Here is a 26,560-nt window from a genome sequence, read left to right as displayed (position 1 = left end):
CTTATTTAACCTCGCGTGGGGCGGGCTGCTTGCACACCCGGTCGAGCAGGATGGCGATCAGGACGATGGACAGGCCGGCTTCGAAGCCCAGGGCGATGTCCGCGGTATTGAGGGCGTTCACCACCGGTTTGCCCAGGCCGTCGGCGCCGACCAGGGCGGCGATCACCACCATCGACAGCGACAGCATGATGCACTGGGTGATACCGGCGCCGATGCTGGGCATGGCGTGGGGCAACTCGATGCGGGTCAGCAGCTGCCAGCGCGAGCAGCCGAAGGCCTTGCCGGCGTCCATTAGCTCCGCCGGGACGTCCTGGATGCCCAGGCAGGTCAGGCGGATCGGCGCGGCGATGGCGAACACCACCGTGGAGATCAGACCGGGCACCACGCCCAGGCCGAACAGGGTCAGGGTGGGGATCAGGTAGACGAAGGTGGGAACCGTCTGCATCAGGTCCAGTACCGGGCGCAGGCCGGTGTAGAACCAAGGTTTGTGTGCGGCGAGGATGCCCAGGGGCACGCCGACGGCGATGCAGACCAGGGTGGCGAACACCACCTGGGCCAGGGTTTCCATGGTTTCCTGCCAGTAACCCAGGTTGAGGATCAGCAGCAGCGACGCGAGGGCGAACAGCGTGAGGCCGATGCTGCGTTGCAACAGGTAGACCCCCACGACGACCAGGGCGATGAAGGCCAGGGGGTTGAACCACATCAGGCCGGCGGTCAGGCCATGGATCAGGCCGGACAGGACGTCGGAGATCTTGTCGAAGACGCCGGCGCCGTGCAGCGTCAGCCAGTCGATGAAGTCAGCGATCTGCTGGCCAAGAGGAAGTTTGTGGTCTGTTAGCAACATAACGGTGCCCGTCAGCTAGGAGTGGACAGGTCGACGCACGAGATCGGGGGAATTCGTGCGGCGGCTGCGGCAAGACCCGCCCGAACCGGCGCGAGTCAGTCTGATGTTTTGGTCTACTAGGGTGCCAGAGTGGCCTGGGCCACCTGTACAGCAGGTTTGCCCTTGCGTGAGGTCACGCTGGCCAACCACTGATCCAGCACCTGCGGATGCGCCTTCAGCCACACCTTGGCCGCCGCATTCGCGTTCTGCTTGTCGTCGAGGACCTTGTCCATCAACGGATTTTCCATGCCGAGGGTGAAGGACAGATGGGTCAGCGGCTTGCCCAGGTTGGGACATTCCTGGACGTAGCCCTTGCGTACGCTGGTCAGGAGCCAACGTGAAAAACCTTTCATGACCTATCCCCTCGCGTTTGCGGGTGTCCTTCGCTCAGCCCCGCGTGTATTTATCTGTAACCTATCCCCCCAAGCTCGCCTACCGCCTGCGTCGCTACCAGAGCGCGCAGCGTCGTAACCAGAAGTGGAAATGTCGTATCCAGCTTGAACGCCACGGACCCCGGTCCTGCGGGTCGGTATCGTCGGCGCGTTTCCATGATCCGCGGGTGCCTGGCGGCGACCGAGCAGGATTCCGCCCCCAGGGCGGTGTCCCCGTGGCAGCGGTCAGTTGGCGAGGCTAGCCTTGACCGCGACGTTGCCCGGAGTGCCGCTGCGCGTGCTGACGCCCTTGAGCCAGGCGTCCAGCTGATCGGGGTTCTGCTTGAGCCAGTTACGTACGGCTCGCCGGGGGTTTTCCTGCTCGTTGGCCACCCGATCCATGAGGATGTTCTCCATGGCCGGCGTGAAGACCAGGTTGGACAGCAGCTTGCCGACGTTGGCGCATTGCTGGGCGTAGCCCTTGCGTACCACGGTATAGACCGTTGCCCCGCCCTGGTTGGGCCCGAAGTAGTCGTCGCCACCATCGAGATAGGCCAGCTTGTGCCTGATGTTCATCGGGTGCGGTTCCCAACCGAGAAAGACGATCCACTGATCCTTCAGCAGCTCCTTCATCCGCACCTGGTTCAGCATGCCTTTCTCGCTGGACTCGTCGAGCTTGAAACCGCCCAGGCCGAAGGCGTTGGTGGCGATCATCTTCTTGACCAGGCCATTGCCGTCGTTGCCTGGCTCGATGCCGTAGATGGTGTGGCCGAAGCGATCGCCGAAGCGGGCGATGTCGGCGAAGGTCTTCACGCCGGCGTCGTAAACGTCCTGGGGCACGGCCAGGGTGTAGCGAGCCCCTTCCAGATTGCTGCGCAGCCGTTCGACGCTACCGTTGTCGACGAAGGGCTGGCTGACCTTGGCCTGGGCCGGCATCCAGTTGCCGAGGAAGACGTCGGCATCGTTCTTGGCCAGGGCGGTATAGCTGTTCGGCAGGGACAGTCGGATGACCTCGGTATCGTAGCCGAGCGCGCTGAGCAGATAGCGAGCCATCGAGTTGGTGATCACCAGGTCGCTCCAGCCGACGTCGGCGAAGCGGACGTTGCGGCAGCTTTCGGGTTCGGTGGCGGCCTGGGCCGTCGCGCCCAGCAACAGGCCGGACAGCAGAACGCAGGGGACGATCTTCATCCTGGACTCCAAGGATCGAGAAGGGTTGAAACCGTCGTGCTGCATGTACCGCGCCGTCTGGTTCGGGGATTTACCGCTTTGCGCCGCATGCGGGCAGAAGGGCGACGAACGGTCGCCGGCCCTGACCTAGAACCGTGCTGGCTGAGTGGCGTTGCTACATTTTGGCGCGCGACCGTTACGTGCAGGTGTTACCGCTCCCCGGCTTATGGCGAAGTGCCAGCAGCCTGATGGTCGGTATCGGATCCGTTTGGTCGCAAATAAATCCTTATCTAATCAAGGGCATTTCGCCCTGGGCCGCGGGTTGCCCGTTCCAGACAACGCGCAAAGTGGGAGGTTCGCCCGATGTCGGCATGGGATTTGCGACATGACTTACGCGTCCGCGACACCTCGCCTATTGGCCAGCCGTTCGTCGGAGTTCAAAAGAGCCCAGAAAAAGGGCCTCAGCCTGCGTGAAGGAGAGTCCTACCATGTCGCCCAGTCCGTCCCCCGCCCAGCCCCGTGCCATCCAGTCCATCGGCTTCCTGCTGCTGGACAATTTCACGCTCATCTCCCTGGCGTCAGTCGTGGAGCCGCTGCGGATGGCCAATCAGCTGTCGGGGCGCGAGCTCTATCGCTGGTGCACCCTGAGTCTGGACGGTCGCCCGGTACGGGCCAGCGATGGCCTGCAGATCACTCCGGACAGCGCGGTGAGCGCCGCCCCGGCCATGGACATGGTGATCGTCTGCGGTGGCGTGGGCATCCAGCGCAGCGTTTCGCGCGAGCATTGCACCTGGCTGCAGAGCCAGGCGCGCCAGGGGCGCAAGCTTGGCGCGGTGTGCACCGGCAGCTGGGCCCTGGCCCGTGCCGGCCTGCTCGATGGCTACGACTGCAGCGTGCACTGGGAAACCCTGGCGGCCCTGCAGGAAGCCTATCCGCGGGTGGTGCTCAGCACCCGCCTGTTCACCATTGATCGCAATCGCTGCACCGCCTCGGGCGGTACCGCGCCGATGGACATGATGCTGCACCTGATCGGTCGCGAGCACGGTCGCGAGCTGTCGGCGGCCATCTCGGAAATGTTCATCTACGAGCGCATCCGCAACGAGCAGGATCATCAGCGCGTGCCGCTCAAGCACATGCTGGGCACCAACCAGCCCAAGCTGCAGGAGATCGTCGCGCTGATGGAGGCCAATCTCGAAGAGCCCATCGACCTCGACGAACTGGCGGTTTACGTGGACGTCTCCCGGCGCCAGCTGGAGCGACTGTTCCAGAAGTACCTGCACTGCTCGCCGTCGCGCTACTACCTCAAGTTGCGCCTGATCCGCGCTCGGCAGCTACTCAAGCAGACCACCCTGTCGATCATCGAGGTCGCCTCGGTGTGTGGTTTCGTCTCCACGCCGCACTTCTCCAAGTGCTATCGCGAATACTTCGGTATCCCGCCGCGTGACGAGCGCCAGGGCCCGACCATCCAGCAGCCCATCGCGCTGATGCCGCTGTCCCAGGAACTGTCGCTGATGCCGGCGTCCTCGGCGCTCGCTGCCCTGAGTCAGGCGCAGGGCGAGTCCACCTTCGCCAGCGTGCGGCTGTAACCTGCCGTAGCCTGCCTAGCGGCCGCTGGGCAGGCTGAGCAGCAGCGCCGCCGTCTGCAGGTCCGGCTGGCCGTCGAAACGGCCCGGCCGGTACTTCATCTGGAAGGCGCCGATGACGTCGCGGGTCGCCGCATCCAGTACACCGGTACGGGGTACCGCATAACCGATCCGAGCCAACTGATCCTGGAACCAGGCCGGCGGCGGCAACACGCCGCCGAGGCTCGCCTGGCGCTGGGCGACTACGGCCGGGTCGGGCCAGTTGATCAGTCCAGCGGCGGCCAAACGCGCCCAGGGGAACAGGGGGCCCGGGTCCTGCTTGCGACCCGGGGCGATGTCGCTGTGCCCGACGATGGCGTGGCGATCCAGGCCGTGGCGCTGCTCGATGTCCTTGAGCAGCGGAATCAGCGCTTGAATCTGGGCTTCGCTGAAGGGATACCACTGGCGTCCCGCCGGGGTGTCACGAAAGCCCAGGTTGACCATCTCGATGCCGATGGAGCTGGAGTTGAGCCAGGTGCGACCTTCCCACTCGCTGACGCCGGCATGCCAGGCGCGGCGATTCTCGTCCACCAGGCGGTAGACGGTGCCGTCGGTATCGATCAGGTAGTGGGCGCTGACCCCGGCCTGGGTCAGCAGCTTGAGCGACTGCTGGGAATTGGCTGCCGTGTAGTGCAGCACGATGTATTGCACCCGGCTGTCCTGGTCACGGGAGGTGTAGTCGTCGTTGATACGCGGCCCGCTGGAACAGCCGGCCAGGAGCAGACCGCAGAGCAGCCAGGAAAGGGGCTTGAACAGGTTGCGCACGGTTACCTCGCGAGGATGGGAAGGGTCAGGCCACTTCCAGGCGATCGCGTCCGGCGCGCTTGGCGCGGTAGAGCGCCTGGTCGGCACGCTCGAATACGGTATCGGCATCTTCGCCCGGCGCAAAGGCTGCAAGACCGGCGGACAGGGTGACCACCACGCGTTCGCCCTTGAAATGGAAGGGGCAGGCGGCCACGGCAGCGCGCAGTTGTTCGATCAGGGTGACCGCGCCGGCGACCGGGGTGGCGCCCAGCAGCACGACGAATTCCTCGCCGCCGAAGCGAGCGATGAAGTCGGTCTTGCGCAGGCGGCGCTGCAATTCGTTGGCGATGATCTTCAGCACCTTGTCGCCCGCCAGGTGGCCGTAGCCGTCGTTGATGCGCTTGAACAGGTCCACGTCGAGCACCGCCAGCAGCAGGTCACCGCCATGACGTTGCCAACGCGCCACCTCGAGGTCCAGGCGTTCACTCCAGGCGGCGCGGTTGGGCAGGCCGGTGAGCGGGTCGCATAGAGCCTTCTGCCGCTGCTCTTCCAGATGACCCCGATATTGCTGGGCTTCGCGCTCCATGGTCGCGACGCGTTCGGTCAGGACGGTCAGTTGCGCACCGGCGTCCTGCTCGCGCGTTTCCCGCTGCGACTGCTGCTCGGCGAGGCTGGTCAGCAGGCCTTCCAGGCGGCTGTCCAGCGACAGCTTGAGACTGTCCAGGTCGGTGGCCTCCTGCACTTCGCTCTGCAGCTCGTTGACCTGGCCACGCAGGGCATCGCCGAAGGCGCGCTCCTGGGTCTGGCCGTCCTGGCGATGGACGTGGACGTCTTCCAGGCCGGCCTGGAAGGTGGCCAGCCGCTCATTGAGCTGGCGCAGGTAAAGCTGGAATTCGCTCTGGCCGGAATGATTCAGCGCCAGGACCAGTACCGACAGGTCGTCTAGTACTGGTACCAGTTCGTACCAGTTGAGGCTACCCTGGATGCGTTGTCGCAGGATCTCGGCCTGGGGCTTGTGGCTGTCGGGCAGGGCCAGATCGTCGAGCAGCCGCAGCAGGGTGGCTTCCAAATGCGGGGCGATGGCGCTGTAGCCGGGCTCGGGGACCGGTGGCAGGGCATAGGCGGGATCGGCGGCCGTCGCTGACGCGGATTCCGCGGTGCGCGGCGCGGTCTCGACGGCAGGCGGTACGTCGTCCGCCGCTGTATGGGCGGGCGTAGCCACCGGCGGTTCGCTGGTCGCGGCCGGCGTCGCCTGCTCGGCAGTGGTATCGGGACCCGCTTCGCCGCGCTCGCCGAACAGGCGTTGCAGCAGACCGGGGCGGGCAGGTTGCTCGGGTTGCAGGTGGGTCAGGGCCTGTTGCTGCAGGCGGCTGAATTCACCCAGCAGGGCGGGCAGCTCGCCGGGCTGGCCAGCGGCGGCCTGGGCGCGCTTGGCGAAGCCCTTGAGGGCCTTGCGCAGTTCCCGCGGCAATTCCAGGTTCAGCAGCAGGCGGCAGAGTTCGGCGAAGGCTTCGGCGACCTGCCGCGTGCGCAGTTCGCGGCGCTGCTCGGAGTCGAGCACCGTGCGTTCCAGGCGCGGAATGAGCTTGGCGAGGTCGGCGTCGCTGTCGTCGCGCCTGAGGATGTCGCGCAATTCGACCAGGCAGGCATCCACCGCCACATCGTTGCCTTCGGCGGCCAGGCTGCTGCGCACGAGACCGCGGCGCACCAGGTCCAGGCGGTTTTCCCACCGGCTTTCCAGGCGTTCCAGGTTCTCGAGGCTTTCCAGGTATTTGCTTTTCCAGCGTTCGACGTCCGCGCGCTCCATCCGCCCGCTCCAAAGGCTTGAGGGTGGCCAGCAGGCGGGCACACGACGAGGCGGCCAGCCGACTTGCTAGTGGCTAGGGTATCGGCCAGGACGGGGAAAGTTTGAGCAGGACGACCGGAGGCCGCTTGAGAGGGACGAGCTGAGGAACCGCCGCCGCAGGACGCGGCGGCGGCAGGATCTTACTTGGCGGCGCGTTCTTTCTGGATCAGGAAGTCGGCGACCTTCAGGGTCTCGTCCGGACCACCCGAGGAGCCCAGGTCGAAGCGGTACTTGCCATTGACCACCATGGTCGGTACGCCGGTGATCTGGTAGGCCATGGCCAGCTTCTTGTCCTTTTCCACCTGGCCTTTCACGGCGAAGGAATTGTAGGTGCTGAGGAACTTGTCGCGATCCACGCCCTGGGTAGCGAGGAAGTCGGCCATCTCTTCGGGGGTGGCCAGCTTCTTGTGCTCCTTGTGGATGGCGGCGAAGACGGCGTCGTGCACCTTGGCTTCCACGCCCATGGCTTCCAGGGTCACGAACAGTTGGCCGTGGACGTTCCAGATGCCACCGAACATGGCCGGTACGCGCTTGAAGGCGACGTCGGCGGGCAGCTTCTTGGCCCAGGCGTTCAGGGTAGGTTCGAAGGCGTAGCAGTGCGGGCAGCCGTACCAGAACAGCTCAACCACTTCGATCTTGCCGGGCTCGGACACCGGAACCGGACTGCTCAGTTCGGTGTACTGCTTGCCGGCCTGGATGTCGTCGGCATGGGCGGCCGCGCCGAACAGGCTGGCGGCGGCGAACACGGCAGAGAAAAGCAGGTTGCGCATGGGGCTACTCCTGGAGGGTGACACGCCCACCAACCGGGCGTTACGGATTGCGGGCATTGTAGCCGGGCGCACCGCCACGCCTAGTCGCCCGTCCGCCGGACGCCGGCCGTGTTCAGGCTTCGTTCAGGTTGCCAGAGGGCACGGTCCTGGCCGGGCGCATCCGATATACTGCCGGCTTTGCCGCGCGGTCGCGAGTACGCCCATGTCCAGCTTCAAGAATCCCATCGTCGGTCTGTGCCAGCAGGCGTCCTTCCTCATCAGCGCCGCCAAGGTCGAGCAGTGCCCGGCCGACAGCGGCCGCGAGGTGGCCTTTGCCGGGCGCTCCAATGCCGGCAAGTCCAGCGCCCTCAATACCCTGACCCATGCCAGCCTGGCGCGGACGTCGAAGACGCCCGGCCGCACCCAGTTGCTCAACTTCTTCTCGCTCGACGAAGAACGGCGCCTGGTGGACCTGCCCGGCTACGGCTACGCCAAGGTGCCGATTCCGCTCAAGCAGCACTGGCAGGAGCACCTGGAGGCCTATCTGAGCAGCCGTCATTCGCTCAGCGGCGTGGTGCTGATGATGGACATCCGCCATCCGCTGACCGAATTCGACCGCCTGATGCTGGACTGGGCCCAGGCCAGCTCCATGCCGCTGCACATCCTGCTGACCAAGGCCGACAAGCTGGCCTTCGGCGCCCAGAAGAACGCACTGCTCAAGGTGCAGCGCGAGTTGCGCCAGGGCTGGGGCGATACCGCCAGCATCCAGCTGTTCTCGGCGCCCAAGCGCCAGGGGGTGGAAGATGCCCAGCGGGTGCTGGCCGGTTGGCTGGGCCTGGACGAGCCCGTCGCCGAGGCATAAAAAAACTCCGGACTTCCATCGGGGGGAGGGGAGAAGTCCGGAGTTCAAGACTGGACCGCAAAAGGGCGGTCCAGCATCTGCCAACACTAAACAGCAAAGGAGCAGAACGGCTATCCGAACCGTTCAGCTGTTCAGACGGGGCACCGGGAAAAAGGTTCGCCCCGGCCACGAAAAATCGGACTAAAGCCCGGGCGGTGCTCAGCGCCCGCTGGCCAGCCCCAGGCCCTCGTCGGCGCCCAGGTGCACGTTCATGCACTGCACCGCTGCGCCGGCCGCGCCCTTGCCCAGGTTGTCCAGGCGCGCCACCAGCGTCAGGCGCTCGGCATTGCCATAGACGAATAGATCGGCGCGGTTGGTGTCGTTGCACGCCTGGACGTCGAAGAAGCCATTGTCCAGCTCCTCCTCGGCAGCCACCGGTGCCACGCGAATGAAGGCTTCACCCTCGTAGTGACGGGCCAGGGCCGCCTGCAGGTCGGCCGCAGTGGTGCCCGGGCGCAGCTGGCTGGCGTGCAGCGGGATGGTCACCGCCAGGCCCTTGAGGAAGGGGCCGACGATGGGGCTGAACACCGGCGCCGCGGCCAGACCGCTCTGCACGCGCATTTCCGGCAGGTGCTTGTGGCCCTGGCCCATGGCGTAGGGACGCGGGCTCTGCAGGCGCGCGTCGCCACCGGCTTCATAGGCCGCGATCATCTGCTTGCCGCCACCGCTGTAGCCGGTGAGGGAGAAGGCCGAGAGCGGCGTTTCCGGGGCCAGCAGGCCGGCATCCACCAGCGGGCGGGCCAACAGGATGAAGGCGGTAGCGTGGCAACCGGGGTTGGCGATGCGCTTGCTGGCGCGCAGGGCTTCACGCTGACCCGGGGCCAGTTCGGGCAGGCCATAGGTCCAGCCGCTGTCGGTGCGGAAGGCGGTGCTGGCGTCGATGATGCAGGTGTTGGGATTGGTGACCAGGCTGACCGCTTCGCGGGAGGCCGCGTCGGGCAGGCAGAGGAAGGCCACGTCGGCGGCGTTGAGGAAGCGCGCGCGCTCGACCGGGTCCTTGCGCTTGCTCTCGTCGATGCGCAGCAGTTCGATGTCCGAACGACCGGTCAGGTAGTCCAGCAGACGCAGGCCGGTGGTGCCTTCCTGACCGTCGACGAAAACTTTGAAGCTCATGGCGGTGCCTCTCGCGGATGGGCGCTGAAAGCCTCGATTGTAGCGATTCGTCTCGGTCAGGGGTACGTCGAGCGGGGATACAGTCGTCCGGCGGCGGACCGGTGCAGAGTGGCCGAATAGACAGGTCTTCCTGATCCGGATGGGTACAGACGAATTTTCTGTTTAATTGTATAGGTACAGTAACTCCTGGCTGTAAGTGGTCTGTTCGCTGCGCAACGGCGAAGCTGGTCTCTCCTTTCTCGCGGCCCTGGAGATCGCCATGGACAGCCTGCCACTCGCTACCTCATCCGCCCGGTCGCCTGAGCGTCGCTGCGGTCTGCGCCGCCTGCTCGCGGTGCTCGCTGCCTGGCAACGGCGCTACGCCTCGCGTCGGCAGCTGCAGCGACTGGACGGCCGTGCCCTGGCCGATCTGGGTCTGAATCTGGCGGATCAGCATCACGAAGGAGGCAAGCCCTTCTGGCGCGAATGAAATTGCGCGGTGCCTTGAGACTTCTCGGCGTCGACGGCAGTCTCACTCAGGCACATCCAGACGGGAGCCCCCCATGAAAAGCCTGCACCTGGGCGCCGCCGCGGCGCTGTTCTGCCTGTCCACCGCCGCTTCGGCGTCGAGTTTCTACGTCACCACGGACATCATCGTCGACGCCATCGACGCCACGTCCGATGCCACCTCGGCCATCACCGGCTCGTTCAAGAACGACAAGGTGGTCCTGGCTGCCCGCGACGATGCGGCCAGTTTCGTCGGCAGCGCCGGTGACATCCGCGGCGCACGGCTGGAGGCGGCGCTGGGCCATCTGCGCAGCCAGGCACCGGAATTGCGCCAGGCCAGCGATGCCCAACTGGCCCAGGCAATCCTCGCCATCTGAGTCGCAACACCGCGAAATACCCCCTGCAGCGCGTGCCGGCTAGCCCGGAGCGGGGGGCTGCGTTAGCCTTGGCGACCATCTGCCACCGGAGGGTCGCCATCCATGTATTTCCGTCGTTCTGCCGGGCTGCTGCTCGGTCTCTGCCTCGCCACGCCGGTCCTGGCGTTCGACTCCACCACCGAGGGTCTGGTGAAGACCATCTATGGCACCAGCCAGATCACCACCGCCCCCTTCCAGAACAAGCTGGTCCTGGCGGCGCGTGACGATGCCGCGGCCTTTGTCGCCACCGACGGTGCCCTGCGCGGCGCGCAACTGGAAGAGACCTTGCGGGCGCTACGAGCGGCCGATCCGGCGCTCAAGGCCAGCGATCGGGAACTCGCCGAGGCCATTCTGAGTCAGTAGTCCGTTTCAATTCCGTGACATCCCTGGAGTACCCATGCGCCGTTCACTGCTTATCGCCGCCGCCCTGACCCTCGGCGTTTCCAGCCTGGCTCAGGCCCAGACCCTGGTGGCCACCAGTAACATCGTGGTGCGGGCGCTGCAGCGCAGCATCGACTTCACCTCCGATACCACCACCTCCATCCGCGACGCCAAGATGATCCAGGCTGCCCGCGGCGATGCCGCCAGCTTCGTCGCCAGCAACGGCGATATCCGTGGCGTGCAACTGGAAGAAGCCTTCCGCAGCCTGCGCGACCAGCTCCCGGCGGCACGCGAAGCCAACGATCTGCAGCTGGCCCAGGCCATCTTGGCACTGTGAAGAACCGCGCCGGCCGGCTGCGGCAGTGGCTGGCCGGCCTCACGGCCGGCCTGGCCCTCGGCGGGGCCCAGGCCGCCCTGCATCTAGAACTCGATACCCAAGGGCTGACGCCCGCGCAGATCCAGGCCACCCAGCACCTGCTGGATGAGGCCCAGGCGCACCTGCCGCCCAAATTCAAGGCCGCGCTGGACGAGCGCATCCCGGTGCGCTGGAGCGACGAGCTGCGTACCGATGCCTATGGCGAGGCGGATCGCCGCAACCTGCTGCTCAACCGTCGGCTGCTGCCGAGCCTGGTGGATGGCAGCGACACCCGTATCCAGACCGGTCGCCCCCACGGCACCCAGCACCGCGAGCTGCTGGCCACGGTGCTCCATGAACTGACCCACTTCTACGATCGCGAGCAGGTCTGGACGCCTGCACAGCGCCATCTGATCCTCTCCTGTGGCGGCCTGGGACTGAATTCCGACCAGTTGCCGCTGAAGTGCCAGGGCCAGGCCGGGCGCAGCTATACCCTGTCCGACGATCCCCGCCTGCTGGACCTGGCCGGTTGGCAGGTGAAGACCCGCAAGCACGGCAATCGCGAGTCGAAGAATCTCTTCATCGCCCGCAGCCCGGATCTCTATGAACTCACCAACCCGAAGGAATTTGTGGCGGTGAACATGGAGTACTTCCTGCTCGATCCGAGCTATGCCTGCCGGCGGCCGGCCTTGCAGCGCTACTTCGCCGAGCACTTCGGCTGGTCGCCACCGCACGATGCCTGCCCCGGTCGCTATCCCTATCTCAACGCCGGCAACGACTTCGGCGAGGCACCCCTGGGCTGGCTCGATCCGGCGCGGGTTTACGCGGTGGACTACCTGCTCGCCGAAGGCAACGAACAGGTCATGAGTCGCTGGGGCCACAGCATGCTGCGGCTGGTGGTCTGCGCCCCTGGCCGGCCGCTCGGCCCGGATTGCCGGTTGGACCTGCAGTATCACCTGGTGCTGTCGTTCCGTGCCTTCGTCAACGACGTCCAACTCTCCAGCTGGCGCGGCCTGACCGGCTCCTATCCTTCGCGGCTGTTCGTGCTGCCGCTGGCCCAGGTGGTGGACGAATACACCAAGGTGGAGCTACGGGGGCTGCAATCCGTACCGCTCAAGCTGACCCGTCCGGAAATCGCCGACTTCCTCGAGCGCACCGCCCAAGTGCACTGGAGCTACGACGGTCATTACTACTTCATCACCAACAACTGCGCGGTGGAGACCTTCAAGCTGCTGCACGACGGGGTGCCGCGACTGGCCCAGGCCCAGCTCGATGTCATCACCCCGACCGGGCTGATGGATGCGCTGCGGATCAAGGGGCTGGTGGACACCTCGGTGCTGGACGATCCACGCGAGGCGCTGCGCCTGGGCTATCGCTTCGACAGCTTCCGCGAGCGCTTCCAGGCCATGTTCAAGGTGGCCAAGGAGCGCCTGAACCTGCCCCAGGCCGATGTCGAGGCCTGGCTGGCCTTGACCCCGCAGCAGCGCCGTGCCGAATTCCAGCGCGCCGATCTGCGGGCCAGCGCGGCTTTGCTGTTGCTGGAGCAGGCAGCCTATCGCCGGGCGCTGCTGCAGGCCCAGACCGAACTGAAGGATCGCTACCTGGGCCAGGACGCCGCGGACAAGGCGCGCTTCGGCAAGGCCGGTGGCGCCCTGGAGCAGATTCTCAAGGACAGCGGCTACCTCAGCCGCCCCGCCGAATTGCTCGGCACCGACGGCTACGGCTTGCCGCAACCCGGCGAGTGGGACCAGCTGACCGCCGAGAGCCAGAAGCGCCAGGCCCATCTGCGCAGTCTCAGGGATACCCTCAACGACGAGGTGCGCCAGCTGCTCTCGCCAGCGACGCGCAGCGGGCTGGATCTCACCGAGGCCAACCTCGACCTCTTGGGCAAGCATCTGCGCGAGCTGAACAAGGCCAGCGGCGGCCTGGAGCTGAAGTAGCCGAACGGCGCGGGCGCTCAGCGCCGCGCCGCTAACGCTTCGGCGGCTTCGCCTGGGGCTTGACCGGTGCCGGCGGTTGCGGACGCTCCAGCAGTGCCAGTAGCCGCTCCGGCGGCACCTCCTGGCCATTGAGGGTCAGGCGGCCGGTGGCGTAGGCCAGGCTGGCCACCAGATCGTCACCTTCGGCCTTGAGCAGGCCGCTGTTCAGCCCGATGCTGGCCAAGGCTTCGGCGGTGGCCTGGGCCTGTTGGCGCAACGCGGGCTGGTCGCGCGGGGCGCCGGTCTGGAACAGGACGGCATCCACCAGGCTGCCACGGGCCAGCGAGAGACGGGCGTCGAGGCGAGTCAGCATCTGGGCGAGCAACTGCTCCGGCGGCAGGTCGTAGGTCGCCGGCTTGTCCAGCGTCAGGTCCAGCCGCAGCAGGTTGCTGCCGTTTGCCGTGTCGAAGCGCAACTCGTCCACCACCAGCTGTGGGCGCGCGGCGAGTACGTCGTTCAACTGCTGCTGCAGGGTCGCTTGGGTAGTGGGATCGAGGCCTTCCTCGGTATCCAGCTGCAGATGCTGGAGCAGGGTGTTCAGCTGCGCCAGGGCGGGGCTGTCGAGATTGCTGTAATGGCTGCTCAGGGTGGCCTTGCCCAGGGTCTGGCCGGCGATGTCGAGGCGAGCGAGGCTGGCGTTCAGCGTCCCGGACAGGCGTTGTCCCTGTTGCTGGGTGTCACCCTGAAGGCTCAGGTCCTGCAGCTGCACCTCGGGCCTGCCGGGCATCGCCAGCGAGACCCGTCCCAGGCGTAGCTGGCCCGGGCCGAGCCAGAATCCATCGGCATTGCGGCGGTTGTCGCCGGTCAGGGCGAAGCCTTCCAGTTCCAGCTTGGTCCAGCCCTCGGGGGTGTGGACGTTGACGCTGAATTGCCCCACCGTGCCTTCCAGGCGCAACTGGCGGCCGTCCATGTCGGTGCGGAAGCTGGCGTTCAGTCCGGAGAAGGCCACGGCGCCCTGGGGTTGGTCCAGGTGCAGCGGGGCGAGCAGTAACTGGCCGTCGATGCCGCGGTCGTAACCCAGGGTGGCATCGAGGCGCACGGGATCGGCGCCTTTGGTCAGTCCGAACAGGGCCGTCGCGGCGGGTGTCTCGGCCAGGGTGAAGCGGTTGACCGCCATGACCGGGGCCAGTTTCAGGGATCCGAGCCGCGCGAGCGGAAAGGGGCCGTGTTGGATGCTGTCCTGCACCCGCAGCAGTTCCACGGGGGAGGAGCTCCCTTCGGGTTGCAGACTGAGGCTGAACACGGCCGTGCTGCTGAATAGGCCACGTTGGAAGTCGGCCAGCTGGAGCTGCAGCGGATACTCCGGCATCTGCGCCTGCAGCGCCGCCTGGGCCTGGCTGGCGGCCTGGCGCAATTCGCCTTCCAGGCGCCCACCGGTGTACCAGGCGCCGCCGATGCCGGTGCCGACGGCCACCAGGGCCAGTCCGGCCAGGGTGGTGAGGAGGGTTTTCTGCATAGGTGACAAATCCCTTTGTGAGCGAGGCGCGGAGGCAATCCGCGGCGAGTCGGAAGCGGAGTGTACGAGAGCGCCTGGCGGATGCCGAGGGGCAAGCCGGGCCGTTCGCGCGGAGGGCGGTAGACTGTGATGGCTTTCCAGCGATGTGCGTGCCGAGTCGACGGCCGATTCGGTGGGTGCTAGCGTGCCGCGATTCCCCCTGTCGGAGCCTGCTGCATGACCGTCTTCGTTTCCTCGCTTGCCCGCCCTTCGTATTCGTTCCCGGGGATATCGGCATGAGCAGCCAGCGTCCGGTCGATGGCCTGCAACTCCCCGCCGAACTCCTGGCCCGCGCCGAGGCGCTGCTGGCCCAGGGCGGGCGCCGCTTGCTGGGCATTGCTGGCACGCCCGGTGCGGGCAAGTCGACGGTGGCCGAGCTGCTGGCGGCGGCATTGGGCGAACGGGCGGTGGTGGTGCCCATGGACGGCTATCACCTGGCCAACCGCGAACTGGCTCGCCTGGGCCGAGCCCAGCGCAAGGGCGCTCCGGACACCTTCGACGCCCGTGGCTATCGCGCCCTGCTGCAGCGACTCAAGTCTCCAGTGGCAGGCGAGACCGTCTATGCGCCGCTGTTCAATCGCGAGATCGAGGAGCCTATCGCCAACGCGATCCCGGTCCATGCGGAGACGCAACTGGTGATCAGCGAAGGCAACTACCTGCTGCTGACCCAGGCGCCTTGGGGCGACGTGGCGGAAGTCTTCGACGAGTGCTGGTACGTACGCGTCGACCCCGAGGAGCGCCGCGCTCGCCTGGTCGCCCGCCACATGCACTTCGGCCGCAGCCGCGCGGACGCCGAAGCCTGGGTGGAAAGTACCGACGAGCCCAATGCCCGACTGATCGACGGCGATCGGGCGCGGGCGGATCTGGTGGTGGAGTGGCGGGATGGGGCGGCTGCCCAGGGCTAGCACGCCGCCAGTCGCTGCCCGTGCGGGCCTGGAGTCACGCCGACAGGGGCGGGGCAGCCGCGGCTCGATTGGAGCGTTGCAGGCTGAACAGCGCCAGCAGCAGGAAACCCAGCGATGTCAGCAGTAGCCCCTGGAAGCCGTGACGGGGATACACCTGGCCGGCGACGAAGGTGCCGACGCCGATGCCGCAGAACATGAAGGAGGCGGTCAGCGCCAGGGCGATGCCCCGTACCTCGGCGAGCTGTTCGAGGATGCGTCTCTGCTGGGACGGCCAGAGGATGTCGGTGGCCACCGCCCAGACCACCAGGCCCAGGAGTAGCGCCGCGAAGCGGCCCTGGCCGAGGGCCAGGATCGAGAGTGCCAGGGCCAGTAGCAGGAGACCACCGAGCAGCAGCCGTTCGGCACTGAAGCGGCGGGCGGCGCGGATCACCAGCAGGTTGCCCAGCACCCCGGCCACACCCAGTACCGCGAGCGCCAGGGAGACGGTGGCGGCGCTGCCGTGGAAGTCCTGGCGCACGATGGGAGTGAGGAAGGCGTAGGTGGAAAACACCCCGGCGGCGATGAAGAACACCACCAGAAAGGCATGCAGCGAGTGAGCGGTGGTCAGCAGCCGAACCACGACGGTTGGGGCGATGCGCTCGCCCGGGACCCGGTCGGGCACCTGACGGAGGATCAGCCCGGCGGTGAGCAGCCCCAGTCCGCCGATGCCGGCGAACAGCGGGCGCACGCCAAGGGCCGTCGCGACCCAGGCACTCAGCGGCAGACCCACCAGGCTGGCCAGGCTCAGTCCCAGCAGCACCGTGGCGATGGCGCTGCCCTGTTGCTCGCGGCTGACCAGACCGGCGCCCAGCGCGCCCAGCACCGGACCGATGAAACCCGCGCCTACGCCCATCAACACCCGGCTGACCAGCAGGGTGGGGTAATTGGCTGCGCAGGCGAGCAGCAGGGCGGCCAGGCTGAACAGCAGCAGCCCGCCGAGCACCTGGGTCCGCCGCGGCCAATGGCCCAGCAGGATCTGCAGCAGGGGCGCCGCCAGGGCGAAGGTGACACCGAAGAGGCTGAGCAGGTAGGCGCTCTGGCTGTCGCTGAGCTGCCACTCGCGGGAGATCGCCTGCAGGCAGCCGACGACCGACAGCGCCCCGACCGCCTGGACGAAGTAGGCCAGGCTCAGGGGCCGCAGGGCGCCGGGCAAAGGAGATGAGGACATGGGAGGCTCCAGAGCGCACGCCAACCGCAGGAGGCGGCCGGCGTGTCGAGGTCAGGCGACGGGGATGGGATTCTCGACCAGCGAGAGGTTGAACTGGTTGATCAGCGCATGCTCCTGGGGACCGGGGTTGGCGCGCAGCGGCACCACGCGATCCACCAGTACCTCGGTCTCGGCGCTGGCCAGCTTGTCCAGGGTTTCGGCGATGAAATCGTCGAGGGGCATGGCGCGGCTGTCGCCACTCTTGTGGACCAGGTCGGTGTCCACCCACGGCGGGGCGATCTCCAGCACCTGCACCGAGGTGTCGCGCAGCTGGAAGCGCTGGGACAGGGTGTAGGAGTGCAGGGCCGCCTTGGTGGCCGAGTAGAGCGCCGTGGCCGCCAGCGGCAGGAAGGCCAGTACCGAGGTGTTGTTGATCAGGGTGGCTTCCGGCTGCCGCTTGAGGTGCTCGATGAAGGCGGCGCTCACCCGCACCGGGCCGAGCAGGTTGGTGGTGACCAGTTGCACCGCCTGGGCATCGTCCAGGTCGCCGGCACCGGCATCGTCGAAGGGCATGATGCCGGCGTTGTTGATCACCACGTTCAGGTTGGGGTGACGGGCGATGACTTCGGCGGCGACGACCTTGATCTGCGCCGGGTCGCCGATGTCGAGCAGCACGGTATCCAGGCCGGGATTGGCGGCGGCGATCTCGTCGAGCAGCGCCTGGCGGCGACCGGCGACGATCACCTGGTTACCGCGACGGTGCAGGGCCTCGGCCAGGGCGCGGCCAATGCCGGAGGTGCCGCCGGTGATGAAGACGGTGTTGTCGGTCAGTTTCATGGGGTGTGCTCCTCTCAGGGGTCAAGATCAATGGGCGGTGTGATAACGGGGGGCGAGCTGGCGGCTGGACAACTGGTCGGCCATGGCCAGGCGACTGGCTTCGTAGGTCTCCCAGCGGGACAGGTCATGCAGCGAGGGAATCGAGATGGCGACCTCGCGCTCGAAATCGGCCAGGGCAGCGGCGACCAGGTCGGCCGGGCTCATGACGATCTCTGGATCGAGGTGCGCCAGCGGCAGGCCGCCGCGCTCCCAGAAGTCGGTGGCGGTAGCGCCGGGCAGCACGGCCTGGGCGCGCACGCCGGTCCCGGCCAGCTCGCGCTGCAAGGATTGGGTAAAGGCTGTGACATAGGCCTTGCTGCCGCCATAGACGCCGTTGAGCAACTCCGGCGCCAGGCTGACGATGGAAGAGATGTTGATGATGGCGCCGCGACCGCGGGCGACGAAGGCCGGTACGGCGGCATAGGTCAATTGGGTGAGAGCGGTGACGTTGAGGGCGATCATCCGCAGCATCTGCGCCGGATCGCTCTGCAGCAGCGGGGTATGGGTGCCCATTCCGGCGTTGTTGACCAGCAGGGTGAGGCTGGCGTCTTCCCGCAGGGTGCGCTCGACCTCGGCCAGCGCGGCAGGGTCGGCCAGGTCGGCCGGCAGGACCTGTACACTTTGGCGAGTGGCGTCGGTCAGGCACTGGGCGAGGGCGTCCAGGCGTTGGCGATCCCGGGCGACCAGGATCAGGTCGTAGCCGCGTTGGGCCAGTTGTTCGGCGTAGTGGGCACCGATGCCGGACGAGGCGCCGGTGATCAGGGCAGTACCTTGCGGGGAGCGGGTCATCATCAGGTCTCCGGGGTGGGTGTGAGGCCATGATGAGCGCCCTGGTCGATGGCGCAAATGACGCTTATAGTCATGTTTTAGGACATGAGATCGGGCCATGCATCGGATCGGCTATGTATTGGGCGAGCGCTTCCAGGTGATGGCGCTGGCGACCCAGAGCGTCTTCGAATTCGCCAATCTGGTTCTGGGGGAAGCCTTCTACACCCAGGCGATCTTTTCCGAGCAAGGCGGCCTAGTGCGTTCCTCGCAGCAGCTGCTGGTGGAGACCGAAGCCCTGACTGCGCCGGGCCGCGCCGATACCTGGTTCATCGTCGGCAACCTGACGCCCCTGGCCACCGAGCCGTCGCCAGCGCTGCTGGACTTCGTTCGTCAGGCCGGCGCCCAGGCACGCCGTACGGCTGGTATCTGTACCGGCGGCTTCGCCCTGGCGGCGGCCGGCCTGCTTGACGGACGCCGGGCCACCACCCACTGGTCCTTCGCCCGGGCCATGCAGGAGCGCTATCCCAAGATCCGCGTCGAGGAAGACCGCATCTTCATCGTCGATGGCCCGGTGTGGACCTCCGCTGGCATGACCGCTGGCCTGGATCTGGCGCTAGGCATGGTGGAAAAGGACCTGGGGATGGAGGTAGCGCGCTCGGTGGCGCACCGGCTGGTCATGCAGCAATTCCGCTCGGGCGGCCAGACCCAGCATTCGGAGCTGCTGGCGCTGGCGCCCAAGTCGGATCGCATCCAGACGGCCCTGGCCTATGCCCGCCAGCACCTGAATCGTGCCCTGAGCGTCGAGGAGCTGGCCGAGGTGGCTCATCTGAGCCCGCGGCAATTCAGCCGGGTATTTACCGCGGAGACGGGGCAGTCGCCGGCCAAGGCCATCGAGGGACTGCGCCTGGAGGCGGCGCGGCTGATGATCGAGCAGACCCGTCATTCGCTGGAAACGGTCGCCCGCGAGACCGGCTTTCGCGATCGTCGCCACCTGCGCGAGGTGTTCGTGCGCGGCTTCGGTGTGCCGCCCCAGATGATCCGCCGCGATGCCCGCCGCCTGGCCTGAGCCCCAGGTCTTCAAAAACCTCCGCCTGCATCCAGCCACGCCTGCTCTTCTGCTGTACTGATCCGATCCAGCGCCCGGTTACGGTGTGGAAAGCGGCCGAAGCGCTCGATCACCTCCAGGTGTGCCTCGGCGTAACGCCGGTAGTGCTCGATACCCAGGGCCTCGAACAATTCGAGCGCCCGGTGCTGGTCGGCCAGAGTTTCGGAATGCTCGAACGGCAGATAGAAGAAGGCGCGCAACTCGGCTTCGATCTGTTGATCAAGGCCGGCGTCGACTGCCTGGCGCGAGTGCTGCAGGGCCAGGCCATCGGTGGCGAAGGCGTGACCGCTGTTGCGGAAGATATTGCGTGGGATCTGGTCGAGCAGCAGGCAGAGGGCCAGGGCGCCTTCGGCACTGCTAGCCCAGTCATCGAGCTCGCGGCGGCTGGCGGCCAGGTGCGTGGTCTCGAAACGTTTGCGGCACTCGACGTCGAAGGCGGGGCCGCCGTTGAACCACTGGCGGCGACCGGCGGCACGCCAGAAGGAGACGATCTCGGCTGGATTCATTTCCTGCTTCCTGTCCGATCGGGTTTCACGTGGAACCCCTCAGCCCCGTCCGATATAGGGCATCTTGGTCGCCATCACCGTCAGGGTCTGGACGTTGGTGTCCAGCGGCAGACTGGCCATGTAGCGGACGGCGTCGGCCACGTGCTTGACGTCCATGCGCGGCTCCACGGCGGTGCTGCCGTCGGCCTGGAGGACGCCGTTGGCCATGCGCTCGGTCATTTCGGTGGCGGCGTTGCCGATGTCGATCTGGCCGCAGGCGATGTCGAAGGCGCGGCCATCCAGAGCCAGGGCCTTGGTCAGGCCGGCGACGGCATGCTTGGTGGCCGTGTAGGGGGCGCTGAAGGGGCGTGGGGTATGGGCGGAGATGGAGCCGTTGTTGATGATGCGTCCGCCGCGGGGCGACTGCTCGCGCATCAGGGCGAAGGCGGCGCGGCTGCAGAGAAAGACGCCGGTGAGGTTGGTGTTGACCGCGCGGTGCCAGGCGTCCAGGTCCAGTTCGTCGATGGGGACCGCCGGGGCACCGACGCCGGCATTGTTGAACAGCAGGTCGAGGCGGCCGTAGGTGTCGCGGATTCGAGCGAAGAGGGCTGCGACGCTGGCGGCGTCGGTGACGTCGCAGGGGACCGCCAGGGCTTCGCCACCCTGCTGCCGGGCTTCCTCCGCCAGGGCCTCCAGCGGCTCGGCGCGGCGGGCGGCAAGGACCACGCGGAAGCCGTCCTGCAGCAGGCCAAGGGCGACGGCGCGGCCGATGCCCTGGGAGGCACCGGTGACGAGGGCGATGGGGCGAGCGGTGGTCATGGGTGATCCTTGGGCTGGCGAAGGTGCTGCCAAGGCTAGCAGGTCGTGAGGAGTGTGGGGGGTGCCCTCACCCCAGCCCTCTCCCAGAGGGAGAGGGGGTTGGTTCAGGTGCTCTGAGGCGAAGCTGGAGTCAGCCGGTGGCGGTCCTCGCCCTTGCCCTAGCTCTTTCCCAGAAGGAGAGGGGGTGGTTGGGTACTGGGGAAGGTGTGGAGTCAGCCCTTGGCTATCTAGCTTGGCGGCCCTCACCCTAGCCCTCTCCCAGAGGGAGAGGGGATGGTTGGGTGGGCTGGGGAAGCGGCGCAGTCAGCCTGCAGTTATCGAGCTGGGCAGTCCTCGTTCCAGCTCTCCCGAGAGGAGGGGATGGTCATCGGGTCTCCGTGCGCCTTCCTTACTGCCAGCCGTAGCGCTGCAAGAACCAGCCCTTCATCTCCTGGACCAGCAGGGCGTAGCCCGCCAGCAGCAGTACCAGGCAGGGGAAGTAGCCCAGCGGCAGGGGTTGCAGGTGGAAGTAACCGGCCAGGGGCGAGCAGGGCAGCAGCAGGCCGATGGCGACGATGGCGCCGGTCATGAGCAGCAGCGGGGCAGCGGCGCGGCTCTGCACGAAGGGCCGGCGGCGGGTGCGGAGCAGATGCACCACCAGGGTCTGGGACAGCAGTCCCTCGACGAACCAGCCGGTCTGGAACAGCGTCGCCTGGGCCGGGCTGTCGGCACCGAAGAGGTGCCACAGGATCAGAAAGGTGATGAGGTCGAAGAGGGAGCTCAGCGGCCCGAAGAACAGCATGAAGCGGCCGAGGTCCTCCACCTGCCAGCGCTGCGGACGCTCCAGCAGCTCGGCGTCGACGTGATCGAAGGGGATGGCGGTCTGCGACAGGTCGTACAGCAGGTTCTGCACCAGCAGCTGCAGCGGCAGCATCGGCAGGAAAGGTAGGAAGGCGCTCGCCACCAGGACGCTGAAGACGTTGCCGAAGTTGGAGCTGGCGGTGATCTTGAGGTACTTGAGCAGGTTGGCGAAGGTCTTGCGGCCCTGCAGTACCCCTTCTTCCAGCACCAGCAGGCTCTTTTCCAGCAGGATGATGTCGGCGGCTTCCTTGGCGATGTCCACCGCCGAATCCACCGAGATGCCGATGTCGGCCGCGCGTAGGGCCGGGGCGTCGTTGATGCCATCGCCAAGAAAGCCCACCACCAGACCCTGGTCGCGCAGCAGCCGCACCAGTCGCTCCTTGTGGGCCGGGGTGAGGCGGGCGAACACCGTGGTGGTGGTGAGTCGCGCGCTCAGGGCGGGATCGTCCAGGGTGTCGAGTTCTGCACCGGTGAGCAGGCCGTCGACGTTCAGGCCGACCTCGCGGCACACCCGCCGGGTGACGCGCTCGTTGTCGCCGGTGAGCACCTTGACCGCGACACCGTGATCGGCGAGGGCGCGCAGGGCGGCCACCGCGGTCTCCTTGGGCGGATCGAGGAAGGCGATGTAGCCGATCAGCACCAGGTCGCGCTCGTCGGCGACGCTATAGTCGAGCTGGTCGCCCGGCAGTTCGCGGATGCCCACGGCCACCACGCGCAGGCCTTCGTCGTTGAGTGCGGCGGTGAGGGCGCGGATGTGCGCCAGGCGCTCGGCAGTGAGCGGCCGGTCGCCGCCGTCTTCGCGGACGTGGCTGCAGGCGGCGAGCAGCTCTTCCAGGGCGCCCTTGCACACCAGCAGGTGACGCTGCCCCTCGGCCACCACCACCGACATGCGCCGGCGTTCGAAGTCGAAGGGCAATTCGTCCACCTTGCGATAGGCCAGGCTGAGGCCGCGCAGTTCGGCGTGCTCCAGCACCGCCACGTCGAGCAGATTCTTCAGCCCGGTCTGGTAATGGCTATTGAGATAGGCGTATTCCAGCACGGCGTCGCTGGGGCGGCCGTGGCTGTCGGTATGGCGTTCGAGGACAATGCGGTCCTGGGTCAGGGTGCCGGTCTTGTCGGTGCACAGCACCTGCATGGCACCGAAGTTCTGGATGGCGTCCAGACGCTTGACCACCACCTTCTGCCGGGCCAGCACCACGGCGCCCTTGGCCAGGGTGGAGGTGACGATCAGCGGCAGCATCTCGGGCGTCAGGCCAACGGCCACCGAGAGGGCGAACAGCGCTGCCTCCAGCCAGTCGCCCTTGGTCAGGCCGTTGATCAGCAGCACCAGCGGGGCCATCACCAGCATGAAGCGGATCAGCAACCAGCTGACCTGGTTGACCCCCTGCTGGAAGGCGTTGGGTTCCTCGGTGACGTGGGCCACCCGCTCGGCCAGGCTGCCGAAGTAGGTGCCGACTCCGGTGCCCACCACCAGGGCGGTGGCGGCGCCGCTGACCACGGTGGTACCCATGAAGCAGAGGTTATCCAGCTCCAGGGCGCTGCCGCTGGCAGTCAGGGTGAGGGCGCGCTTTTCCACCGGCAGGGATTCGCCGGTGAGGGCGGCCTGGGCGACGAAGAGGTCGCGGGCGCTGAGCAGGCGCAGGTCGGCCGGGATCAGGTCGCCGGCCGCCAGCCGCACGATGTCGCCGGGCACCAGCTCGCGAATCGGCACCTCGACGCCGAAGGGATTGCCGGCTTCCGGACGCAGCACCGTGGCCGTGGTGCTGACCAGTGCCTTGAGCCGCTCGGCGGCGTGATTGGAGCGCGATTCCTGGACGAAACGCAGCACCGTGGATACCAGCACCATGGTGCCGATCACAGCGGCGCCGGGCAGGTCGTCGGTGAGCGCCGAGACGCCGGCCAGTAGCGTCAGCAACAGGTTGAAGGGGTTGCGATAGCTCAGCCAGAGATGGCGCCAGGCGCCGAGCCGGCGCTGCTGTTCCACCTCGTTGAAACCCTGGGCGAGGCGTCGCTTGGCAGCCTCTGCCGCGGACAGGCCCAGCGGACTGCTACGGTGGCGTCGCAGCAGTTCACCTTCGGCAAGACCGGCCGCCTCGTGCAGGCGGCGACTGAAGTCGGCGCTCGGCTCGCTACGATCCTGGTCCACCGCTGAACGCTGCCAGAGGGCGGGGCGACGGAACAGGCGCTGATCGAGGCGTTGGCTGAAGAAGGCCAGGAGCGGCTGGGTAACGGCTTTGAACATGGGAAGACTCCCCGTGGCGGGGCCACGAATCTGCGGGCGGTGGCGCGCGGGAGTCGCGGCTGCCTGGCGCGCCAGGCGGCCATGGGCAGCTACCTGGCGATCGATGACGAACTGGAGTCGGGACGCATCGGCTGCAGTAGCCTCCAAGCGGCAAAGGGGGCACGCCGCAGGCGCGCGAAGATTGCAGCAAAGGCGGGTTAAGGCTGGCTTAACGCAGGGCGACGTCGGTCGGCACCAGGATCGCCTGGCCGGAGGGTCGCTGACGCAGGCGCTCGAGATAGGCGGCAAGCCGCGGCCAGGCGGTCAGCCAACGCGGCTCCGGCAAGCGCTCCAGGTAGTCCAGCATCGGCGCCAGCAGGGCATCGGGCAGGCCGAAGTCGGGGCCGCAAAGAAAATCCCGCTCGCCCAGTTGGCGATCGAGCACGGCCAGGGTCGCGCTGACCTCGGCGCTGGCGTGCTGCTGTTCTTCTCGCGTGCGGAAAGGATCGGGGCGAGGCCCGGCGACGCGCAGCAGATAGCGACGGACCAGGCGGGTATCCACCGTGGTGAGCAGGGCGCTGACCCAGGTGTCCTGCTCCGGATCGGCGCTGAGCTCGCGCGCCGGTCGTCGCTGACGATCGAGATGACGGCAGATGGCGAGGGTCTCGAAGATCCGGCGCTCGCCGTCGAGCAGTACCGGCACCTGGCCGAAGGGGTGCAGCGCCAGATGGGCCTCGCTGCGCCAGGCGATGGCTTGGCCGGCGGGGGCGAGCCCACAGGGCAGGTCCAGGCCCCCTTCCAGGGCGTGGAGGCGCACGCTACGGACCAGGGTGCTGAAGGCGGGACCGAAGAGATAGGGCGTCATGGTTCAAGGCTCCTTGCAAAGAAGCCCCGATGCTGGCAAAGGAGACCTTATGTTCAAGAACATAATCCGGAGCAACCATGGCCTGGCCCCTCGATCAGCGCGAACAGACCCGCCAGCGCATCCTCGACAGCGCCGCCCGCCTGTTCGCCTTGAAGGGCTTCGATGCGGTCGGCCTCGATGAGCTGATGGCCGATGCCGGTCTCACCCGCGGCGCCTTCTATCATCACTTTCGTACCAAGACCGAGGTCTACGACCAGGCCATCGCCCATGCCGCACGGGTCGGCAGCGCTCGGCTCGACGACCTCGGCGAGCGGGGGCTTGATCAACTGATCGAGCACTACCTGAGTCGCGAGCACGCCGAGGGCGAAGCGCTGCGCTGTCCGCTGGCCTTCCTGGCGGCCGACGTCACCCACCGCGAGGCCGCTATTCGTGATAGCTACACCCGCTTCTTCGAACGCTTCGTACAGCGCCTCGCCCGCGATCTGCCCGGAGCGTCGGCGCAGCGTCGCCGTCGTGCGCTGCAACTGGCCACTACCCTGATCGGCGGCGTGGCCCTGGCGCGGGCGTTGGATGACGAGAGCCTCGCCGAGGAATTGCTGGCGGCCTGTCGCCAGGGCGGTCAGGCGCTCTTGGCAACGGACGAGGATTTGGCAGGCACGGAGGGCTAGGCGACACTGGCGGCTCTATCACTCGCCGGAGTCACCCATGCAGATTCGCCCCCTGGAAACCGCCGATTTCGACCAGGTCTGGCCGCTGATCCAACAGGTCGCCCAGGCGCAGGAAACCTATGCCTACGACCCGGACATGAGCCGCGATGACGCCTGGCGCCTTTGGGTCGAACTGCCCCGGGCGACCTTCGTCGCCGAGCGCGACGGCCAGATCCTCGGCAGCTACTACCTCAAGGCCAACGCCCTGGGCCCCGGCGATCACGTCTGTAATTGCGGCTACATGGTCGCCCCCGCCGCCCGCGGCCAGGGCGTGGCCGGCGCCCTCTGCGAGCATTCGCTACAGGTGGCCCGCGAGCTGGGTTTCCAGGCCATGCAGTTCAACTCGGTGGTGGCCAGCAACCAGGTGGCGGTGCGGCTGTGGCAGAAGCATGGCTTCGCCATCGTCGGCACCCTGCCCAGGGCCTATCGGCACAGGAGTCTGGGGTTGGTGGATTGCTATGTGATGTATCGGTGGTTGTGAGTTCTGGCCGACAGGTGAGGGCTCTTTGCCAAGACCGCAGCCACGGGCTCGTTCGGCTTTGAATGAGCCTCGTCACGGCTGTTGCGTGCAAACGCAGCCAGCTGGATGAGTCCAAACAATGACTTCCAGCAGGGGCGAAGCTGGGGGCCGGTGCTGAAGACGACTTCAGCCCGGCGTGTCACGAGATAGCGAAACTTATGCTTCGAACATGTTCAGTCGTATGCCTTCAGAAGTTCGGTTTGTATTCGAACCCCTTTTGCGCCTCAGCGTCGGAAAAGGGCGTGATCGGGCTCTTCTTGTTGAATGTTCCATTGACGAACGAGCCCGGGAACATCTGAATCTTGTTGTTGAACAGCTCTACTTCGCGGTTGAAGACCGTGACAGCCGCGCCGATGTTCTCCTGCTGCTCGGCGATTTCGCGCATGAAAGAGGTCACGATCTCGGCGGCTTTTAGGTCTGGATAGGCTTCATAGGTCACTCGCAGACTATCCAGCAGCGCCAGGGTGGCTTTTTCGGTAGTGACGAGCGCCCGCCCATCCGCCTCGGCAGGGAGACCCGCAATGGCGCTACGCAGCTGAGTGATGTCGGTCAGCAGCTTCTGCTCGTAGTCTTGGTAATTACCGACCTGTGGCTGAAGCGCATCGAGCACCTTCGTTTTCTGGCGCTCATAGGTCAGCACGTCTGCCCAGGCCCGCTGGGCGCGGTTGTGTGCGCCGATGATGCCGTTGTAGAGCACGATCAGGCTGATCACCAAGACAACTAGGATCAAGCCAAAGATAACGATGGGGTCCATT

26 protein-coding genes and 1 pseudogene are annotated in these 26,560 nt (G+C 66.8%); 11 read left to right on the top strand and 16 right to left on the bottom strand.

What is annotated here, in order from left to right; translation table 11 throughout:
- Window position 1 precedes the first annotated feature (1 nt).
- The 3 genes and pseudogenes from choW to choX form a co-directional block, all read right to left on the bottom strand.
- Entirely contained in the window at window positions 2-844 is an 843-nt protein-coding gene (choW, locus tag QZ471_RS15380) for a choline ABC transporter permease subunit (protein WP_295465270.1), read from the bottom strand.
- Between the two features lie 116 nt (window positions 845-960).
- Window positions 961-1,215, bottom strand: a pseudogene (locus QZ471_RS15375) (glycine betaine ABC transporter substrate-binding protein); the annotation flags it as partial.
- 285 nt (window positions 1,216-1,500) lie between these two features.
- Complete coding sequence (choX, locus tag QZ471_RS15370; RefSeq protein ID WP_295465268.1) at window positions 1,501-2,442, bottom strand: choline ABC transporter substrate-binding protein; 942 nt, start codon at window positions 2,440-2,442, stop codon at window positions 1,501-1,503.
- A 467-nt stretch (window positions 2,443-2,909) separates the two neighbouring features.
- Here choX and QZ471_RS15365 point away from each other — a divergent pair, with 467 nt between their 5' ends.
- Window positions 2,910-4,007, top strand: a complete 1,098-nt coding sequence (locus QZ471_RS15365) for a GlxA family transcriptional regulator (protein WP_295465267.1) — start codon at window positions 2,910-2,912, stop codon at window positions 4,005-4,007.
- A 15-nt stretch (window positions 4,008-4,022) separates the two neighbouring features.
- Here the strand turns inward: QZ471_RS15365 and QZ471_RS15360 are convergent, their stop codons facing one another.
- From QZ471_RS15360 to QZ471_RS15350, 3 genes are all read right to left on the bottom strand, one after another.
- A complete protein-coding gene (locus QZ471_RS15360; protein ID WP_295465265.1) occupies window positions 4,023-4,808 on the bottom strand; it encodes an N-acetylmuramoyl-L-alanine amidase in 786 nt (261 codons plus the stop codon).
- Between the two features lie 25 nt (window positions 4,809-4,833).
- Window positions 4,834-6,594, bottom strand: a complete 1,761-nt coding sequence (locus QZ471_RS15355; RefSeq protein WP_295465264.1) for a diguanylate cyclase — start codon at window positions 6,592-6,594, stop codon at window positions 4,834-4,836.
- Between the two features lie 179 nt (window positions 6,595-6,773).
- On the bottom strand, window positions 6,774-7,403 hold the full coding sequence (locus QZ471_RS15350) for a thiol:disulfide interchange protein DsbA/DsbL (RefSeq protein ID WP_059230338.1): 630 nt from the start codon (window positions 7,401-7,403) through the stop codon (window positions 6,774-6,776).
- 202 nt (window positions 7,404-7,605) lie between these two features.
- Between QZ471_RS15350 and yihA the strand changes: the two genes are divergently transcribed.
- Window positions 7,606-8,244 carry a ribosome biogenesis GTP-binding protein YihA/YsxC gene (yihA, locus tag QZ471_RS15345; protein WP_295465263.1) on the top strand — a complete coding sequence of 213 codons (639 nt, stop codon included), beginning with the start codon at window positions 7,606-7,608 and terminating at the stop codon, window positions 8,242-8,244.
- A gap of 198 nt (window positions 8,245-8,442) precedes the next feature.
- On the opposite strand, the gene argC is transcribed toward yihA, so the two are convergent.
- Window positions 8,443-9,396 (bottom strand): N-acetyl-gamma-glutamyl-phosphate reductase, encoded by a 954-nt coding sequence (argC, locus tag QZ471_RS15340; protein ID WP_295465261.1) that lies wholly within the window; start codon window positions 9,394-9,396, stop codon window positions 8,443-8,445.
- 259 nt (window positions 9,397-9,655) lie between these two features.
- Between argC and QZ471_RS15335 the strand changes: the two genes are divergently transcribed.
- The 5 genes from QZ471_RS15335 to QZ471_RS15315 all read left to right on the top strand — a co-directional run bounded on the left by QZ471_RS15335 (window position 9,656) and on the right by QZ471_RS15315 (window position 12,974).
- Window positions 9,656-9,865, top strand: coding sequence for a DUF1127 domain-containing protein (locus QZ471_RS15335; RefSeq protein ID WP_295465259.1), 210 nt, complete (start codon window positions 9,656-9,658; stop codon window positions 9,863-9,865).
- Window positions 9,866-9,938: 73 nt separating this feature from the next.
- Window positions 9,939-10,259, top strand: coding sequence for a DUF2388 domain-containing protein (locus QZ471_RS15330; RefSeq protein ID WP_295465257.1), 321 nt, complete (start codon window positions 9,939-9,941; stop codon window positions 10,257-10,259).
- 102 nt (window positions 10,260-10,361) lie between these two features.
- Window positions 10,362-10,661 carry a DUF2388 domain-containing protein gene (locus QZ471_RS15325; RefSeq protein WP_295465255.1) on the top strand — a complete coding sequence of 100 codons (300 nt, stop codon included), beginning with the start codon at window positions 10,362-10,364 and terminating at the stop codon, window positions 10,659-10,661.
- Window positions 10,662-10,695: 34 nt separating this feature from the next.
- A complete protein-coding gene (locus QZ471_RS15320) occupies window positions 10,696-11,016 on the top strand; it encodes a DUF2388 domain-containing protein (protein ID WP_058763100.1) in 321 nt (106 codons plus the stop codon).
- A gap of 17 nt (window positions 11,017-11,033) precedes the next feature.
- Window positions 11,034-12,974, top strand: coding sequence for a DUF4105 domain-containing protein (locus tag QZ471_RS15315; RefSeq protein ID WP_295465950.1), 1,941 nt, complete (start codon window positions 11,034-11,036; stop codon window positions 12,972-12,974).
- 31 nt (window positions 12,975-13,005) lie between these two features.
- Here the strand turns inward: QZ471_RS15315 and QZ471_RS15310 are convergent, their stop codons facing one another.
- Window positions 13,006-14,469, bottom strand: coding sequence for a YdgA family protein (locus QZ471_RS15310; protein WP_295465252.1), 1,464 nt, complete (start codon window positions 14,467-14,469; stop codon window positions 13,006-13,008).
- A gap of 275 nt (window positions 14,470-14,744) precedes the next feature.
- Between QZ471_RS15310 and QZ471_RS15305 the strand changes: the two genes are divergently transcribed.
- Window positions 14,745-15,413 carry a nucleoside/nucleotide kinase family protein gene (locus QZ471_RS15305; RefSeq protein WP_295465250.1) on the top strand — a complete coding sequence of 223 codons (669 nt, stop codon included), beginning with the start codon at window positions 14,745-14,747 and terminating at the stop codon, window positions 15,411-15,413.
- Window positions 15,414-15,447: 34 nt separating this feature from the next.
- Here QZ471_RS15305 and QZ471_RS15300 read toward each other — a convergent pair whose 3' ends face one another.
- From QZ471_RS15300 to QZ471_RS15290, 3 genes are read right to left on the bottom strand one after another with little or no spacing between them, the layout of a single operon-like run.
- Window positions 15,448-16,620 carry an MFS transporter gene (locus tag QZ471_RS15300; RefSeq protein ID WP_295465248.1) on the bottom strand — a complete coding sequence of 391 codons (1,173 nt, stop codon included), beginning with the start codon at window positions 16,618-16,620 and terminating at the stop codon, window positions 15,448-15,450.
- A gap of 51 nt (window positions 16,621-16,671) precedes the next feature.
- The gene (locus QZ471_RS15295; RefSeq protein ID WP_295465246.1) at window positions 16,672-17,436 is read right to left on the bottom strand and encodes an SDR family NAD(P)-dependent oxidoreductase; all 765 of its coding nucleotides are present in this window, start codon (window positions 17,434-17,436) and stop codon (window positions 16,672-16,674) included.
- 27 nt (window positions 17,437-17,463) lie between these two features.
- Window positions 17,464-18,264 carry an SDR family oxidoreductase gene (locus QZ471_RS15290; protein ID WP_295465948.1) on the bottom strand — a complete coding sequence of 267 codons (801 nt, stop codon included), beginning with the start codon at window positions 18,262-18,264 and terminating at the stop codon, window positions 17,464-17,466.
- Window positions 18,265-18,361: 97 nt separating this feature from the next.
- Here QZ471_RS15290 and QZ471_RS15285 point away from each other — a divergent pair, with 97 nt between their 5' ends.
- Window positions 18,362-19,309 carry a GlxA family transcriptional regulator gene (locus tag QZ471_RS15285; RefSeq protein WP_295465244.1) on the top strand — a complete coding sequence of 316 codons (948 nt, stop codon included), beginning with the start codon at window positions 18,362-18,364 and terminating at the stop codon, window positions 19,307-19,309.
- An 11-nt stretch (window positions 19,310-19,320) separates the two neighbouring features.
- Here QZ471_RS15285 and QZ471_RS15280 read toward each other — a convergent pair whose 3' ends face one another.
- The 4 genes from QZ471_RS15280 to QZ471_RS15265 form a co-directional block, all read right to left on the bottom strand.
- Complete coding sequence (locus QZ471_RS15280; protein WP_295465241.1) at window positions 19,321-19,854, bottom strand: DUF924 family protein; 534 nt, start codon at window positions 19,852-19,854, stop codon at window positions 19,321-19,323.
- A 39-nt stretch (window positions 19,855-19,893) separates the two neighbouring features.
- The gene (locus QZ471_RS15275) at window positions 19,894-20,652 is read right to left on the bottom strand and encodes an SDR family oxidoreductase (protein WP_295465239.1); all 759 of its coding nucleotides are present in this window, start codon (window positions 20,650-20,652) and stop codon (window positions 19,894-19,896) included.
- Window positions 20,653-21,040: 388 nt separating this feature from the next.
- The gene (gene mgtA, locus QZ471_RS15270) at window positions 21,041-23,734 is read right to left on the bottom strand and encodes a magnesium-translocating P-type ATPase (protein WP_295465237.1); all 2,694 of its coding nucleotides are present in this window, start codon (window positions 23,732-23,734) and stop codon (window positions 21,041-21,043) included.
- A 208-nt stretch (window positions 23,735-23,942) separates the two neighbouring features.
- Window positions 23,943-24,578 carry a glutathione S-transferase family protein gene (locus tag QZ471_RS15265; protein WP_295465235.1) on the bottom strand — a complete coding sequence of 212 codons (636 nt, stop codon included), beginning with the start codon at window positions 24,576-24,578 and terminating at the stop codon, window positions 23,943-23,945.
- A gap of 77 nt (window positions 24,579-24,655) precedes the next feature.
- Between QZ471_RS15265 and QZ471_RS15260 the strand changes: the two genes are divergently transcribed.
- Entirely contained in the window at window positions 24,656-25,246 is a 591-nt protein-coding gene (locus QZ471_RS15260) for a TetR family transcriptional regulator (protein WP_295465233.1), read from the top strand.
- 37 nt (window positions 25,247-25,283) lie between these two features.
- Window positions 25,284-25,766, top strand: coding sequence for a GNAT family N-acetyltransferase (locus QZ471_RS15255; RefSeq protein WP_295465231.1), 483 nt, complete (start codon window positions 25,284-25,286; stop codon window positions 25,764-25,766).
- 226 nt (window positions 25,767-25,992) lie between these two features.
- Here QZ471_RS15255 and QZ471_RS15250 read toward each other — a convergent pair whose 3' ends face one another.
- Window positions 25,993-26,559 carry a LemA family protein gene (locus QZ471_RS15250; protein ID WP_295465229.1) on the bottom strand — a complete coding sequence of 189 codons (567 nt, stop codon included), beginning with the start codon at window positions 26,557-26,559 and terminating at the stop codon, window positions 25,993-25,995.
- Between the last annotated feature and the right edge of the window lies 1 nt (window position 26,560).

It is taken from the genome of uncultured Pseudomonas sp., from assembly GCF_913774235.1.
Taxonomy (GTDB): Bacteria; Pseudomonadota; Gammaproteobacteria; order Pseudomonadales; family Pseudomonadaceae; genus Chryseomonas.
This window is presented reverse-complemented; position numbering and strand designations above follow the sequence as displayed.

Coding starts and splice junctions, on each gene's coding strand:
- QZ471_RS15310 (WP_295465252.1), bottom strand. CDS start 14,469: ATGCAGAAAACCCTCCTCACCACCCTGGCCGGACTGGCCCTGGTGGCC.
- choW (WP_295465270.1), bottom strand. CDS start 844: ATGTTGCTAACAGACCACAAACTTCCTCTTGGCCAGCAGATCGCTGAC.
- QZ471_RS15305 (WP_295465250.1), top strand. CDS start 14,745: ATGAGCAGCCAGCGTCCGGTCGATGGCCTGCAACTCCCCGCCGAACTC.
- QZ471_RS15330 (WP_295465257.1), top strand. CDS start 9,939: ATGAAAAGCCTGCACCTGGGCGCCGCCGCGGCGCTGTTCTGCCTGTCC.
- choX (WP_295465268.1), bottom strand. CDS start 2,442: ATGAAGATCGTCCCCTGCGTTCTGCTGTCCGGCCTGTTGCTGGGCGCG.
- QZ471_RS15290 (WP_295465948.1), bottom strand. CDS start 18,264: ATGACCCGCTCCCCGCAAGGTACTGCCCTGATCACCGGCGCCTCGTCC.
- QZ471_RS15260 (WP_295465233.1), top strand. CDS start 24,656: ATGGCCTGGCCCCTCGATCAGCGCGAACAGACCCGCCAGCGCATCCTC.
- QZ471_RS15265 (WP_295465235.1), bottom strand. CDS start 24,578: ATGACGCCCTATCTCTTCGGTCCCGCCTTCAGCACCCTGGTCCGTAGC.
- QZ471_RS15320 (WP_058763100.1), top strand. CDS start 10,696: ATGCGCCGTTCACTGCTTATCGCCGCCGCCCTGACCCTCGGCGTTTCC.
- QZ471_RS15325 (WP_295465255.1), top strand. CDS start 10,362: ATGTATTTCCGTCGTTCTGCCGGGCTGCTGCTCGGTCTCTGCCTCGCC.
- QZ471_RS15295 (WP_295465246.1), bottom strand. CDS start 17,436: ATGAAACTGACCGACAACACCGTCTTCATCACCGGCGGCACCTCCGGC.
- QZ471_RS15280 (WP_295465241.1), bottom strand. CDS start 19,854: ATGAATCCAGCCGAGATCGTCTCCTTCTGGCGTGCCGCCGGTCGCCGC.
- QZ471_RS15350 (WP_059230338.1), bottom strand. CDS start 7,403: ATGCGCAACCTGCTTTTCTCTGCCGTGTTCGCCGCCGCCAGCCTGTTC.
- argC (WP_295465261.1), bottom strand. CDS start 9,396: ATGAGCTTCAAAGTTTTCGTCGACGGTCAGGAAGGCACCACCGGCCTG.
- QZ471_RS15335 (WP_295465259.1), top strand. CDS start 9,656: ATGGACAGCCTGCCACTCGCTACCTCATCCGCCCGGTCGCCTGAGCGT.
- yihA (WP_295465263.1), top strand. CDS start 7,606: ATGTCCAGCTTCAAGAATCCCATCGTCGGTCTGTGCCAGCAGGCGTCC.
- QZ471_RS15250 (WP_295465229.1), bottom strand. CDS start 26,559: ATGGACCCCATCGTTATCTTTGGCTTGATCCTAGTTGTCTTGGTGATC.
- QZ471_RS15300 (WP_295465248.1), bottom strand. CDS start 16,620: ATGTCCTCATCTCCTTTGCCCGGCGCCCTGCGGCCCCTGAGCCTGGCC.
- QZ471_RS15365 (WP_295465267.1), top strand. CDS start 2,910: ATGTCGCCCAGTCCGTCCCCCGCCCAGCCCCGTGCCATCCAGTCCATC.
- QZ471_RS15355 (WP_295465264.1), bottom strand. CDS start 6,594: ATGGAGCGCGCGGACGTCGAACGCTGGAAAAGCAAATACCTGGAAAGC.
- QZ471_RS15275 (WP_295465239.1), bottom strand. CDS start 20,652: ATGACCACCGCTCGCCCCATCGCCCTCGTCACCGGTGCCTCCCAGGGC.
- mgtA (WP_295465237.1), bottom strand. CDS start 23,734: ATGTTCAAAGCCGTTACCCAGCCGCTCCTGGCCTTCTTCAGCCAACGC.
- QZ471_RS15285 (WP_295465244.1), top strand. CDS start 18,362: ATGCATCGGATCGGCTATGTATTGGGCGAGCGCTTCCAGGTGATGGCG.
- QZ471_RS15255 (WP_295465231.1), top strand. CDS start 25,284: ATGCAGATTCGCCCCCTGGAAACCGCCGATTTCGACCAGGTCTGGCCG.